The organism is Caulobacter sp. GW822-FHT01G02, assembly GCF_058802865.1.
The window spans coordinates 1-13765 of the sequence record NZ_JBXAON010000014.1; the positions used below are offsets into that span (position 1 = coordinate 1).

Annotated in this window: 10 protein-coding genes; 5 read left to right on the plus strand and 5 right to left on the minus strand. The window is 68.0% G+C overall.

Features of this window, described 5'->3' with window-relative positions; translation table 11 throughout:
- Positions 1 to 157: 157 nt before the first annotated feature.
- The 3 genes from adhP to AC1RNC_RS25465 all read right to left on the minus strand — a co-directional run bounded on the left by adhP (position 158) and on the right by AC1RNC_RS25465 (position 3934).
- Positions 158 to 1192, minus strand: a complete 1035-nt coding sequence (gene adhP, locus AC1RNC_RS25455) for an alcohol dehydrogenase AdhP (protein WP_492888776.1) — start codon at positions 1190 to 1192, stop codon at positions 158 to 160.
- 68 nt (positions 1193 to 1260) lie between these two features.
- The gene (adh, locus tag AC1RNC_RS25460; protein ID WP_492888777.1) at positions 1261 to 2778 is read right to left on the minus strand and encodes an aldehyde dehydrogenase; all 1518 of its coding nucleotides are present in this window, start codon (positions 2776 to 2778) and stop codon (positions 1261 to 1263) included.
- Positions 2779 to 2965: 187 nt separating this feature from the next.
- Positions 2966 to 3934 (minus strand): GAF domain-containing protein, encoded by a 969-nt coding sequence (locus AC1RNC_RS25465; RefSeq protein WP_492888778.1) that lies wholly within the window; start codon positions 3932 to 3934, stop codon positions 2966 to 2968.
- A gap of 308 nt (positions 3935 to 4242) precedes the next feature.
- On the opposite strand from AC1RNC_RS25465, the gene AC1RNC_RS25470 reads away from it, so the two are divergent.
- On the plus strand, positions 4243 to 5430 hold the full coding sequence (locus AC1RNC_RS25470; RefSeq protein WP_492888779.1) for a carbohydrate porin: 1188 nt from the start codon (positions 4243 to 4245) through the stop codon (positions 5428 to 5430).
- A gap of 55 nt (positions 5431 to 5485) precedes the next feature.
- Here the strand turns inward: AC1RNC_RS25470 and tkt are convergent, their stop codons facing one another.
- Positions 5486 to 7447 (minus strand): transketolase, encoded by a 1962-nt coding sequence (tkt, locus tag AC1RNC_RS25475; RefSeq protein WP_492888781.1) that lies wholly within the window; start codon positions 7445 to 7447, stop codon positions 5486 to 5488.
- 187 nt (positions 7448 to 7634) lie between these two features.
- On the opposite strand from tkt, the gene AC1RNC_RS25480 reads away from it, so the two are divergent.
- Together AC1RNC_RS25480 and AC1RNC_RS25485 are read left to right on the plus strand one after the other, a co-directional pair.
- Positions 7635 to 9671: an NAD(+) synthase gene (locus AC1RNC_RS25480; RefSeq protein ID WP_492888782.1), complete on the plus strand. Its 2037-nt coding sequence runs from the start codon at positions 7635 to 7637 to the stop codon at positions 9669 to 9671.
- Between the two features lie 94 nt (positions 9672 to 9765).
- Positions 9766 to 11076 (plus strand): mannose-1-phosphate guanylyltransferase, encoded by a 1311-nt coding sequence (locus AC1RNC_RS25485; RefSeq protein WP_492888783.1) that lies wholly within the window; start codon positions 9766 to 9768, stop codon positions 11074 to 11076.
- Here AC1RNC_RS25485 and AC1RNC_RS25490 read toward each other — a convergent pair.
- The gene (locus AC1RNC_RS25490) at positions 11060 to 12217 is read right to left on the minus strand and encodes an AGE family epimerase/isomerase (RefSeq protein ID WP_492888784.1); all 1158 of its coding nucleotides are present in this window, start codon (positions 12215 to 12217) and stop codon (positions 11060 to 11062) included. The two genes, AC1RNC_RS25485 and AC1RNC_RS25490, sit on opposite strands and share 17 nt — an antisense overlap.
- A gap of 98 nt (positions 12218 to 12315) precedes the next feature.
- On the opposite strand from AC1RNC_RS25490, the gene AC1RNC_RS25495 reads away from it, so the two are divergent.
- Entirely contained in the window at positions 12316 to 12861 is a 546-nt protein-coding gene (locus AC1RNC_RS25495; RefSeq protein WP_492888786.1) for a D-glycero-alpha-D-manno-heptose-1,7-bisphosphate 7-phosphatase, read from the plus strand.
- The gene (gene rfbD, locus AC1RNC_RS25500) at positions 12858 to 13742 is read left to right on the plus strand and encodes a dTDP-4-dehydrorhamnose reductase (protein WP_492888787.1); all 885 of its coding nucleotides are present in this window, start codon (positions 12858 to 12860) and stop codon (positions 13740 to 13742) included. The genes AC1RNC_RS25495 and rfbD overlap by 4 nt, the downstream gene beginning before the upstream one ends.
- The last annotated feature ends 23 nt before the right edge of the window (positions 13743 to 13765 follow it).

Genomic DNA, 13765 nt, shown 5'->3' on the forward strand with positions numbered 1-13765 from the left:
CCGCGTCGATATGGGCGCCCCGCGCCAGTTCCTCGGAAACCGGGAAAACCTGTCCGTCGCTCACGCCGCCTACTCCCCTTGGCATTTTTTCTGACGTGTGAAGGGGCGCGATGGAGTGTCGGCGCACCCCGTCACGCCCCTCATGAGGCCCTGCGCCTTACTGGCTCAGGTCCAGCACGACGCGGCCTTCGATCTGGCCGTTGCGCATGCGGTCGAAGACCGTGTTGACGTCGTCCAGGCGCGCGGTGCTGATCGTGGCCTTGACCTTGCCGTCGGCGGCGAAGTCCAGGGCCTCCTGCAGGTCCAGGCGAGTGCCGACGATAGAGCCGCGCACGGTGATCCCGTTCAGCACCATGTCGAAGATCGAGAGCGGGAAATCGCCGGGCGGCAGTCCGTTCAGCGCCACCGTCCCGCCGCGCGAGACCATGCCCAGGGCCTGCTTGAAGGCGATCGGCGAAACCGCCGTGACCAGCACGCCCTGGGCGCCGCCGCTGGTCTGTTTCTTGATCTCCGCCGCCGGGTCGGCGACGGTCCGGGCATTGACCGTGACGGTCGCGCCCAGCGCGCGGGCCAGGTCCAGCTTGGCGTCGTCGATATCGACCGCCGCGACGTTCAGGCCCATGGCCTTGGCGTATTGCACCGCCATGTGGCCCAGGCCCCCGACTCCGGAGATCACCACCCAGTCGCCGGGCTTGGTGTCGGTGACCTTCAGGCCCTTGTAGACCGTGACCCCCGCGCAAAGCACCGGCGCGATCTCGTTGAACGAAATCGCCTTGGGCAGATGGCCCACGAAGTTGGGATCGGCCACGACATAGTCGGCGAAGCCGCCATTGACCGAATAGCCGGTGTTCTGCTGGGACTCGCACAGGGTTTCCCAGCCGCCCAGGCAATGCTTGCAGTGACCGCAGGTGCTGTAGAGCCAGGGCACGCCGACGCGGTCGCCTTCCTTCACGATCTTGACCCCGGCGCCGACGCCCGAGACGAAGCCGACGCCCTCGTGACCAGGAATGAAGGGCGGGTTGGGCTTTACGGGCCAGTCGCCCTCCGCCGCGTGCAGGTCGGTGTGGCAGACGCCGGAAGCCTGGATGCGGACCTGGATCTCGCCGGGACCCGGCTCGGGGATCGGCGCGTCCTCGATGATCAGCGGCTTGCCAAATTCGCGCACGACGGCGGCCTTCATGGTTTTGGCCATGATGATATCCTTCCATATCGAAGAGGTTGCGGCGCCGGGGTATGCCGACGCCGCGTCAAGTCGGGGCGCTAGAAGAAGCCGAGCTTCTTGGGACTATAGCTGACCAGCATGTTCTTGGTTTGCTGATAATGGTCCAGCATCATCCGGTGGTTCTCACGGCCGATGCCTGACGACTTGTAGCCGCCGAACGCCGCGTGGGCGGGATAGGCGTGGTAGCAGTTGGTCCAGACCCGGCCCGCCTGGATGGCGCGGCCAAAGCGGTAGCAGCGATTGGCGTCCCGGCTCCAGACCCCGGCGCCCAGGCCGTAGAGCGTGTCATTGGCGATCGCCAGGGCCTCTTCGTCGGTCTTGAACGTCGTGACCGACAGCACCGGGCCGAAGATCTCCTCCTGGAAGATCCGCATCCGGTTGTGGCCCTTGAACACCGTCGGCTTGACGTAGAAGCCGCCGGCCAGATCGCCCGGCAGGTCGCTGCGCGCGCCGCCGGCGAGCAGTTCGGCGCCCTCGGCGAGGCCGATGTCGATATAGCTGAGGATCTTCTCCAGCTGCTCGCCAGAGGCCTGGGCGCCGATCATGGTGGTCGGGTCCAGCGGATCGCCCTGGGTGATCGCCTCGACGCGCTTGAGGGCGCGCGCCATGAACGCGTCGTAGATGTCCTCGTGGATCAGCGCCCGGCTGGGGCAGGTGCAGACCTCGCCCTGGTTGAGCGCGAACATCACGAAGCCCTCGATGGCCTTGTCGAGATAGTCGTCGTCTTCGGCCATCACGTCCTTGAAGAAGATGTTCGGCGACTTGCCGCCCAGCTCCAGGGTGACCGGGATCAGGTTCTGGCTGGCGTACTGCATGATCTGCCGACCGGTCGAGGTCTCGCCCGTGAAGGCGATCTTGGCGATGCGCGGGCTGGAGGCCAGGGGCTTGCCGGCTTCCAGGCCAAAGCCATTGACGATGTTGAGCACGCCGGGCGGCAGGATGTCGGCGATCAGCTCGGCCAGCACCAGGATCGAGGCCGGCGTCTGCTCGGCGGGCTTGAGCACCACGCAGTTGCCGGCCGCCAGGGCCGGCGCCAGCTTCCAGCAGGCCATCAGCAGCGGGAAGTTCCACGGGATGATCTGGCCGACCACGCCCAGCGGCTCGTGGAAATGATAGGCGACCGTATCGTGGTCGATCTCGGAGATGCCGCCCTCCTGGGCGCGGATACAGCCGGCGAAGTAGCGGAAGTGGTCGATCGCCAGCGGCAGGTCGGCGGCGGTCGTCTCGCGGATCGGCTTGCCGTTGTCCCAGGTCTCGGCGGCGGCCAGCAGCGGCAGGTTGTCTTCCATCACCTGGGCGATGCGGGTCAGCAGGTTGGCGCGTTCGGTGACGCTGGCCGCGCCCCAGGCGGCCTTGGCGGCGTGCGCGGCGTCCAGGGCCAGGTCGATGTCGGCGGCGTCGGAGCGGGCGATCTCGCAGAGGACGCGGCCGTTGACCGGCGAGGTGTTCTCGAAATAGCGGCCCGCGGTCGGCTCGACCCATCGGCCGCCGATGAAGTTGCCATAGCGCGCTTTGAACGGCGGCTTGGCTGTGCGCGTGAACTCGGCTTTGGTCATGGCTTCCTCCTGTCGCGCCGTGTTCGGCGTCAAGAGGAAAGCATCCGCCAACGCCTCGACGTTTGTCAGGCTTGGCGCCCAACCGCCGAGAGCAACTGTCGCATGGGTGAGACAGTTTCCGGGCTCTATCTCGAACACTTAGAGCGTGGCAGGCGCCGAAACCGCTCACACTTTCGGCTGCCACGCTCTAGCGGCGTTGGGTCAGGCCCAGACGCGCCAACTTGCGGTGCAGGGTCGCCCGGCTGACACCCAGAGCCTTCGCCGCGGCGGAGACGTTGCCCGAGGTCAGGGCCAGGGCGCGCTGCACCCCCGACCGTTCAAGGTGAAGCAGGTCCTGCTCCAGAGCCGACTCTGGAAAGAGCAGTTCGTCCACGTGCAGTCGGCCGGCCAGGCGCGCGTCGGTCAGGCCATAGCTGAGACGCGCATCGCGGGTCGCGCCGATCACCAGGTCATCGCGATCGACCGCCACCACGCCGCCGCCGTGCTTGGTTCCCTCGACCACGATCAATCGCGCGCCCACGAACATTCGCCGGAAATGCTCGAGCTCGATGCGCCGCGCCGCATCCAGAACGGCGGCCGAGATCAGGCCGACGAAGCCTTCCGTGAGATCGGCCCGGCACGACGAGACATCCAAGGCGCCGGCCAACCGTCCCTGGTGATCGTAGATGGGCGCCACCGTGCAGCTCAGCGCGGTGTTGCGCGCATGGAAATGCTGATCGCGGTGGATGGTGAGCGCGCGCTCCTCGGCCAGGCAGGTGCCGATGCCGTTGGTGCCTTCGGCTTCCTCGCTCCACACCGCCCCGGTCCACAGACCCCAGCGGTGGAAGGTCTCGTCGTCGACATCCGCGCCACGCCGATCGACGGGAACACCCTGGCGATCGGTGAACAGAACGCAGCACCCGGTGGAGCCCACGGCCAGGAACAGCCTGTCGAGCGTCGACTGAGCCGCGTCCAGGAGCGGTTCGATGCGCTCTCGCGCCTCCCGCAATTCGCGCTCGCTCAGAACGCGCGGCGCGGTCATGTCCTCGGGGTTCAAGCCATACCAGGAGAACGATCTCTTCCAGGACGCGGCCAGCGCCGATCGCGCCGCCGCGGAACCGTCGGCCAGCACGTCGCGCACATGGGCGGCATGCCTTTTCTTGACGGTTTCCGGCACCCGCTCCTCCCTGAGCCGCGCACCTCTATTCGGTGTGATTAGGCGTAGTGTGCGGCTTCATCTCAAGCCATTGCAATCCTTCTTCGAATCCGCCGCGCGTGACAACTGGTCCCGGCGAGAAGCGTCACGCCTAAGAGAGAATCCGCAGCCCACGATTCTGGACTATCGCCAGCAGTCTTCCGCAGGTTCTTACCTTTGCGCTTGAGCGGCGTGCGACGACACGCCACAGGCCGGGTTTACCGGATGGCGCCCCCTTCCGAGCGATAACCGTACCGCCCGATCGAGTGTCGGGTCAGCGGGGGCTGAGAATGCGCCAGACTACGACCAACCGAGCCGTCAATCGCGCGGCCGCCGCCGCGGCGCTCTTGATCGCCGCCGGGAGCCTGCCCGCCCAGGGCGCCCACGCCGAGGATCGCGCCTTCAAGCTCAGCGGAAGCTATACCGCCGACCTCGCCGGCACGGTCAGCGGGGGCCTCGCCAAGCGCGGCCGTGTTCTGGACGACCTGCAGATCTTCGGCGACCTTGACCTCGACAAGGCCGTCGGCTGGAAAGGCGCGAGCGCTCATTTCGAGATTCTGAACAACAGCGGCGCCACGCCCAATGACGACGCGGGCACGCTGCAGGGCGTCGACAACATCGAGGTCGCCCGCCAGCGCGCCCGCCTGTTCGAGGCCTGGGTCGAGCAGGGCTTCGGCGACAAGGCGTCGGTCCGCGCCGGCCTCTATGATCTCAACAGCGAATTCTATGCCAACGACAGCGCCGGCCTGCTGCTGGCTCCAGCCTTCGGCATCGGTTCGGAGCTGGCGGCCACCGGTCCGAATGGTCCGTCGATCTTCCCCTCCACGGCCCTGGCCGTGCGCGTGCGCTGGACGCCGAACGAGCATGTCTATGCCCAGGCGGCGGCCTTGAACGCCAATGCGGGCGTGCTGGGTGACCCGGGCGGGATCAAGACCTCGCTCGACAACGGCCTGCTGCTGATCGCCGAGGCTGGCTGGCAGGGTCGGGGCAAGCTGGCGTTCGGCGCGTGGCGCTATACCGACAAGCAGGACGACATCCGTTTCCTGGCCCCGTCCGGCGATCCCGCCCCGGCGACGGCGCAGGGCGCCTATGTGCTGCTGGAGCGCCGCCTGACGGGCGAGGCGGATGTGCGCAGGACGACCGCCTTCGCCCGCCTCGGGGTCTCGGACGGCGACACCACCGCCTTCAGGGGCGGCTGGCAGGCGGGCATGCTGGTGGAGCACGTCTTCGAGGGCAGGCCCGACAGCGCCTTCTCGATCGGCGTCAACCAGGCGTTCCTGTCGGGAAAGTACCGCGACAACGCCATCGATGCTGGCTTGCGCCTGCGGCACGCTGAAAGCGCGATCGAAGTGACCTATGCGGACAAGGTCGGTCCGGTCACGATCCAGCCAGACATCCAGTACTTGATGGATCCTGGCGCCGAAAGCGGTGTGGGCCACGCCCTGGTGGCGATCCTGCGGATCGGGGTGTCCTTTTAAACTGTCATCCCGGACAGCCTCTACGACGCTTCCGGGATGACAAGAAAAGAGGAGCTTAGGCGCCGGCCGCTTCGGCGACGGCTTCGGCGGTGATGCCGAACTCCTTGTAGAGACGCTCGAACGGGGCCGAGGCGCCGAAGCTCTTCATGCCGACGAACTTGCCGTCCTCGCCGATGAAGCGCTCCCAGCCCATCTTGATGCCGGCTTCGACGGCGACGCGTACCGGCGCCGTGCCGATGACCGAAGCCTGGTAGGCGGCGTCCTGCTGTGCGAACAGCTCCCAGCAGGGGGTCGAGACGACGCGGGTCGGCTTGCCCTTGGCCTGCAGGATGTCGCGCGCGGCGACGGCGATGCCGACCTCGGTGCCCGAGGCGAAGATCGTCACTTCCGCTTCGCCGCCTTCGGCGGCCAGCAGCTCATAGGCGCCCTTGGCCGACAGATCGCCGCCCGACAGGCGGACATGCGGGGTCTTCTGGCGCGACAAGGTCATGACCGACGGGGTGCGCGGATGCTGCAGGGCGACCTTCCAGCACTCGGCGGCTTCGACCGCGTCGGCGGGACGGAAGACCAGCAGGTTCGGGATGGCGCGCAGGGAGGCGACCTGTTCCACCGGCTGGTGGGTAGGACCGTCCTCGCCCAGGCCGATGGAGTCGTGGGTCATCACGTGGATGACGCGGGTTTCCATCAGGGCGCCCAGGCGGATGGCGGCGCGGCTGTAGTCGGCGAAGGCCAGGAAGGTGCCCGAATACGGGATCACGCCGCCGTGCAGCGACATGCCATTCATGGCCGCGGCCATGCCGAACTCGCGCACGCCGTAGTGGACGTAGCGGCCGGTGTATTCCGGCGCGTCGAACGCGCCCATGCCCTTGACCAGGGTGTTGTTCGAGCCGGTCAGGTCGGCCGAGCCGCCGATCATCTCGGGGATCGACGGGATCAGGTGATCCAGGGCCGCGCCCGAGTGGACGCGGGTGGCGTTGACGGGCTTGGTCTCCAGGGCCTTGGCGATGTGGGCGTCCAGGGCCTCGAAGGCGCCGGCGGGCAGCTCGCCGGCCATGGCGCGCTTGAAGTCCGAGGCGTGGGTCGAGGCGGCCAGCTTGGCCTCCCAGGCCTTGCGGACCTTGGCGCCGCGACGACCGACGCTCTTCCAGGCCGTGGCGATGTCGCCCGGCACGGTGAACGGCTCGGCGTCCCAGCCCATGGCGACGCGGGCGTCGCGGATCTGGTCGTCGAACAGGGTGTAGCCGTGGCTGTGGGGGTCGCCTTCCTTCGGACCCGCGCCCTTCGAGATCAGCGTCTTGCACGCGATCATGGTCGGGCGGTCCTGCTTGACAGCCCAGCGCAGGGCGGCGGCGATCTTGCCGTGGTCGTGGCCGTCGACGACCTTCACGGCCCAGCCGGCGGCCTTGAAGCGGGCGACCTGGTCGCCGGTTTCGGCGATGGTCGCCTCGCCGTCGATGGTGGTGTTGTTGTCGTCGAACAGCACCGTCAGCTTCTTCAGCTTCAGGCGGCCGGCGATGCTGATCGCCTCATGGCTGACGCCCTCCATCAGGCAGCCGTCGCCGGCGATCACCCAGGTGCGGTGGTCGACCAGGTCATGACCGAAGCGGCCCGCCAGGTGGGCCTCGGCCATGGCCATGCCAACGGCGGTGGCCAGGCCCTGGCCCAGCGGGCCGGTGGTGGTCTCGACCCCCGGAGTATGGTGGACTTCCGGGTGGCCGGGGGTCAGCGAGCCCCACTGACGGAAGTTCTCGATCTCCTTCATCGTCATGGCCTTGAAGCCGGTCAGGTGAAGCAGGGAATAGAGCAGCATCGAGCCGTGGCCGGCCGACAGCACGAAGCGGTCGCGGTCGTGCCAATTGGGCTGAGACGCGTCGAACTTCAGGAACTTGCCCCACAGGACCGTGGCCACATCGGCCATGCCCATCGGCATGCCTTGGTGACCGGACTTGGCCTTGTGCACGGCGTCCATGGAAAGGACGCGGATCGCGTCGGCCATCTTGATGGGCGAAACGGGCATGGAAGTTCCGTCTTGTCTTTGTTTTGCAGGGCTGCGCGAGGGGCGCAGTCGCATGGGAGCCCCTGGGGGTCAACCCGCGCGAGGCTTCTGGCGGCATGTTGAGGACGCTATGCAACATCGTCCGGGGGCGTTATAGGTGAAGTCAGGCTTATGCTCAATTTAAGCATAACCCTGAAAGGCCGGTTCCTTGGGTAGTCCGTCGTTCTTCTCGCCCTATCGCCACGGCTTCGTCCGCGTGGCCACCGCCGTCCCCAAGGTGAAGCTGGCCGATCCGGCGACCAATGCGCGCAGCGTGCTGGCTCTGGCCCAGGAGGCGCACGAGGCCGGCGTGGCGGTGATCGTGTTCCCGGAATTGGGCCTGAGCGGCTACACGATCGATGACCTGCTGCAGCAGGATGTGCTGCTGGACGCGGTCGAGGCGGCGATCGCGACCCTGGCCGAGGCCAGCGCCGACCTGGCGCCGATGATCGTGGTCGGCGCGCCGTTGCGTGACGGCGGGCGGCTCTACAACACCGCCGTGGCGATCCAGGGCGGCAAGGTGCTGGGCGTTGTCCCCAAGAGCTTCCTGCCCAACTATCGCGAGTTCTACGAGCGCCGTTGGTTCACGCCGGGCGCTGGCGTGACGGGCAGGCTTCTGACCCTGGCTGGTCAGAGCGCGCCGTTCGGGACCGACGTCCTGTTCCGCGGCGAGGGCGTGACGCCGTTCACCGTCGGCGTCGAGATCTGCGAGGACGTCTGGACCCCGACCCCGCCCAGCACCGCCCAGGCCATGGCCGGAGCGGAGATTTTGCTGAATCTCTCGGCCAGCAACATCACCATCGGCAAGTCCGAGACGCGTCGTCTGCTGTGCGCCAGTCAGTCGTCGCGGATGATCGCGGCCTATGTCTATTCGGCGGCCGGGGCGGGCGAAAGCTCGACGGATCTGGCCTGGGACGGCCATGTCGACATCCACGAGATGGGCGCCCTGCTGGCGCAGAGCCCGCGGTTCTCGACCGGCCCGGCCTGGACCTATGCCGATATCGACATCGACCGGTTGCGCCAGGAACGCATGCGGGTCGGCAGCTTCGGCGACGCCATGGCGCTTTCGCCGCCCAAGGCGCCGTTCCGGACCGTGGGCTTCGCCTTCGAGCCGCCGGCCGGCGACCTGGCCCTTGTCCGACCGATAGAGCGCTTTCCATTCACGCCCTCTGATCCCGCCAAGCTGCGCGAGAACTGCTACGAGGCCTACAATATCCAGGTCCAGGGGCTGGCCCGGCGGCTCGAGGCTTCGGGTCTGAAGAAGCTGGTCATCGGCATCTCCGGCGGCCTCGATTCGACCCAGGCGCTGCTGGTGGCGGCCAAGGCGGTCGACCAACTGGGACTGCCTCGGACCAACATCCTGGCCTACACCCTGCCGGGCTTCGCGACCTCGGATCGCACGAAGGACAATGCTTGGGCGCTGATGCGGGCCATGGGGGTGACGGCCGCCGAGCTCGACATCCGTCCGGCCGCAACCCAGATGCTGAAGGACCTCGACCACCCGTTCGGGCGCGGCGAACCGGTCTATGACGTGACCTTCGAGAACGTTCAGGCGGGCCTGCGCACCGACTATCTGTTCCGCCTGGCCAACCACAACGCCGCCCTGGTGGTCGGCACCGGGGACCTGTCCGAGCTGGCCCTGGGCTGGTGCACCTACGGCGTCGGCGACCACATGAGTCACTACAACCCCAACTGCGGGGCGCCCAAGACGCTGATCCAGCACCTGATCCGCTTCGTGGCCCATTCCGGCGACGTCGACGCGGCCACGACGGGGTTGCTGGAGGACATCCTGGCCACCGAAATCTCGCCGGAACTGGTGCCGGGGGAGAAGACCCAGGCCACCGAGAGCTTCGTCGGCCCCTACGCCCTGCAGGATTTCAACCTCTATTACATGACGCGCTACGGCATGGCCCCGTCCAAGATCGCCTTCCTGGCCTGGACCGCCTGGCATGACGCCGAGGCCGGCGGCTGGCCGGTCGGCCTGCCGGAAGACGCCCGTCGCGCCTATGACCTGGCCGAGATCAAGGCCTGGCTGGAGCTCTTCCTGAAGCGGTTCTTCGCCAACCAGTTCAAGCGCTCGGCCGTGCCGAACGGTCCCAAGATCTCATCGGGCGGCGCGCTGTCGCCGCGCGGCGACTGGCGGATGCCGTCCGATGTCACCGCGGACGCATGGTTGACGGAACTGCACGCGGGGACGCCAAGCTGACGAAAACTCTTCGTTCCGTCACGCTTTGCCTTTAAGCACCCTTCGCAATAAGGCCCTATCAGGGGTCAAAGACTACGACGTGGTGGGGTTTAACTTGGCATCGATCTATCCGGTGATCCTGTGCGGCGGCTCAGGCACGCGACTTTGGCCCGCGTCGCGCAGCGACCAGCCCAAGCAGTTCCTGAAGCTGGTCGGCGATCGCTCGTCGTTCCAGGAAACGGTGCTGCGGGTGAAGGACATTCCCGGCGTCGCCGAGATCGTCATCGTCACCGGCGAGGCCATGGTCGGCTTCGTCTCCGAGCAGACCGCCGAGATCGGCGTCTTCGTCACCATCCTGGTCGAGCCCGAGGCCCGCGACAGCGCCCCGGCCGTGGCCGCCGCCGCCGCCTACGTGCAAGGCCAGGACCCGGACGGCGTCGTGCTGATGCTGGCCGCCGACCACCATATCGCCGAGCCGGAGATCTTCGGCGAAGCCGCCGTGATCGCGGCTCGGGCCGCCGAGAGCGACCTGATCGTCACCTTCGGCGTGCGGCCGACGTCGCCGGCGACCGGCTTCGGCTACATCCGTCCCGGTGACGCGCTGCTGGACGGCTCGGTCAACGCCGTCGCCGCCTTCGTCGAGAAGCCGGACCGCGAGACCGCCGAGCGCTATGTGCTTGAAGGCTATCTTTGGAACAGCGGAAACTTCGCCTTCAAGGCCGCCACGCTGATGGGCGAGTTCGAGGCCTTCGAGCCGACCGTCGCTGACGCCGCCAAGGCCTGCGCCGCCGCTCTGACGCTGGAGGCCGGAATCGGTCGCCTGGACCGCGAAGCCTTCGGCCAAGCCAAGAAGATCTCCCTCGACTACGCGGTGATGGAGCGCACCCAGAAGGCCGCCGTCGCGCCCGCCGCCTTCGCCTGGTCGGACCTGGGCGCCTGGGACGCGATCTGGGAAGCGTCGATCCGGGACCATGACGGCAACGCCCATGACGGCGACGTCGACCTGCACGGCGCCACGAACGTCCTGGTCCGCACCACGGGACCCTATGTCGGCGTGATCGGCGTCAGCGACATCGTCGTGGTGGTTGAGGCCGACGCGGTTCTCGTCTGCCACCGCAAGGACAGCCAAGCGGTGAAGACCCTGGTCGATGGCCTGAAGGCCAAGGGCCGTTCGATCGCCTCGCGCAAGAGCGCCGCGCCGAACGGGACCGAGACCCTGGTTTCGACCGACGGCTTCGACGTCGAGTTGCGCCGCGTTCCGGGCGGCGATGAGGTGGCTTTGCCGGCGTCGACCGTGCAGGTGCTGGAAGGCGTGCTGGAGATGGACGGTGACGTCTACGCCGCCGGCGCCCTGATCCCGCTGAACGCCGAGGTCCGGGCGCGCGCCGTCGGCGCCGCCACACTCCTGGTTACGAAACCGCGCTGACCGCCCGGTCGAATTCCGCGATCGCGCAGGTGATGTGGTAGAAGGAGCTGGCCGGCGCCGGCTCCTCCACGAACGTCTCGTCGGGCTGGTATTTGTCGCGCCACAGGCCGGGGACGGGCGTGCGCAGATAGGTCATCAAGCCTTCCGCGCCCGCGGCGGCCATGTCCCACCAGCGGGCCTCGCCGGTGATCTGGGCGGCCAGCACCGAGGCCTTGATCCGTTCGGTCTGGGGCCAGAGACGGGCGCTGTCGTCGTGGATCGCGTAGTCGTCCAGCAGGGCGTTGACCGCCACGCCGCGCGCCAGGTCCACGCCGTGCGTCTCGCCGGCCTCGATCATCTTCAGGGCGGCGGCGATCGCGTCGTCGCGGCCGGCCAGCCTGCCCCAGCGCAGCAGCAGCCAGCCCCATTCGAACTGGTGGCCCGGCTCGCAGATGCGGCCCTCGACGCCCGGCGCGGGGTTCCAGTCGAGGTCGAAGAACTCGCGGATCTGACCGCTTTCGGCATGGATGAACTTGGTCAGCGCCAAACCGCCGATCTCGTCGGCCAGGGCGCGCCAGGCCGGATCGTCGTCGACCTCGTTCCAGGCCAGCATGGCCTCGAACAGGTGCATGTGCGGGTTCGACTGCAGCGGCGTGGTTGGCGGGTTGGTCTGGTGGAAGCCGCCCAGCGGGTGCTTGCGCTCGGCGTACAACATGTCGCGGACATGGACGGCGATCGCCTTGGCCTCGGCCTTACGGTCCGGCAGCGCCTTGGCCACGGCGGCCAGGGCGAACATGGCGAAGGCCTGGTCGTAGGGATCGGCGGTGTCGTCGAGGCTCTCGCCGTTCGGCCCGACCAGGGCGCGGAACAGGCCGTCGGGCCGGCGGTAGGCCTTCAGGTAGAAGGCCAGGCCATGGGCGACCGCCTCGCGCCACGGGCCGGTCCAGCCCAACTCGCCGGCCAGGGCGTAAGAAAAGATCTGCCGGGGCAGCACGCGGCCGCGACGCGGGCCGTCCACCGGATGGCCGTCGAGATCGATCTTCTCGAAGAAGCCGCCCTTCACGTGGTCGGCGCCGGTCTCCCACCACAGCGGATAAGCGGCTTCCAGGGCCCAGGTCTTCAGGCGGTCGCGCAGGCGGGCGGCGTCGGCGAAGGCGGTCATCGAGAGCTCCAGAGGATCGCCTTCTTCTAGGGAGCTTGCGCGACGAGGCCAAGACGGAGGCGTGGTGTTTCGCCGCCGCTCGGAGTAGTGCTCGCGTCATGACCAGCCCTGCCGCTCTCCCTCCTCTGAAGGCCGTGTTCCTGGATCGGGACGGCGTGCTGAACGTCGACCACGGCTATGTCTCCGACCCCGCCAAGCTGACCTGGATCGACGGCGCCCGCGAGGCGGTGGCGGCGATGACCCAGGCGGGGCTGAAGGTGCTGGTGGTGACCAACCAGTCGGGCATCGGTCGTGGCTATTTCGACCAGACGCAGATGGACCGGTTCCATGCCGCCATGCAGGACCAACTGGCCGAACGAGGCGGTCGGATCGACGCCTTCTATCACTCGCCGTTCCACGAGACGGCCGTCGTGGAAGAATACCGGGTGGCCGACCATCCGGACCGCAAACCCAATCCCGGCATGATACTTCGCGGTCTGGCCGACTGGGGCCTCGCGCCGGACGAGGCGGTGATCATCGGCGACCGTCATATCGACGTGGAGGCGGGCGCCCGCGCGGGCCTGCCGGGCTATCTGTTCAAAGGCGGCAACCTGAGGACCTTCATCGGCCAGGTGTTGGGCGAGCGGGTCCCCGCCCTGAAATGAAGATCCTGCAGTTTGGCCGAACGGGTCAGGTGGCCACGGCGGTTCAGGCCGCCGCCCAGGGGCGAGCAGACGTCATCGCCCTCTCCCGCATCGACTGCGACCTGGAAAATTCCTCGGCTGTCCGCGCCGCGGTCCTGGCCGCCGACTGTGACCTCGTGCTCAACACCGCCGCCTTTACCCATGTCGACCCCGCCGAGGCGCGGCCCGACGAGGCCTTCGCGGTCAACGCCACCGCACCCGGCGCCATGGCCGCCGCCTGCGCCGAGCGGGACCTGCCGTTCGTGCACCTGTCGACCGATGCGGTGTTCGACGGTCTGACCGATCGCCCCTATGTCGAGACCGACGCGGCGCGGCCGATCAATGTCTACGGCCGCTCCAAGCTGGCCGGCGAGCAGGCGGTGCTGGCCTATCCTCGGACGACGGTGCTGCGAATCTCGTGGGTCTTTTCCAGGTATGGTCGAAACTATGTGAGCTTCATGTTGCGCTTGGCGCGCGAGCGCGAGGTGCTGAGGATCGTCGCCGACCAGTTCGGAACACCGACCGACGGCGAGGCCCTGGCCGATTTCCTGATCGCGACCGCGCCGCGCTGGGCGAAAGCGTCCGCCGAGGATCCGGCGTTCGGCCTGTTCCACTTCGCCAATGCGGGCGAGACCAGCCGCTTCGATTTCGCCAAGGCGGCGATCGACCGCGATCCGCTGGCCAAGGCGCGCCTGGAACGGACGAGCCAGGCCGCCTTCGTCGAGCCCGCGCCGCGCCCGCCGCGCTCGCCTCTGGACACCGGCAAGCTCCAGAAGGTGTTCGGCTTCAGGCCCGAAGCCTGGCGCACGGCCGTCGAGCGCACGGCCGACCGGCTCGTGGCGGACCCTGCCGCGTGGGTCTGACAAGTCTGGCGTGACGCCGCCGC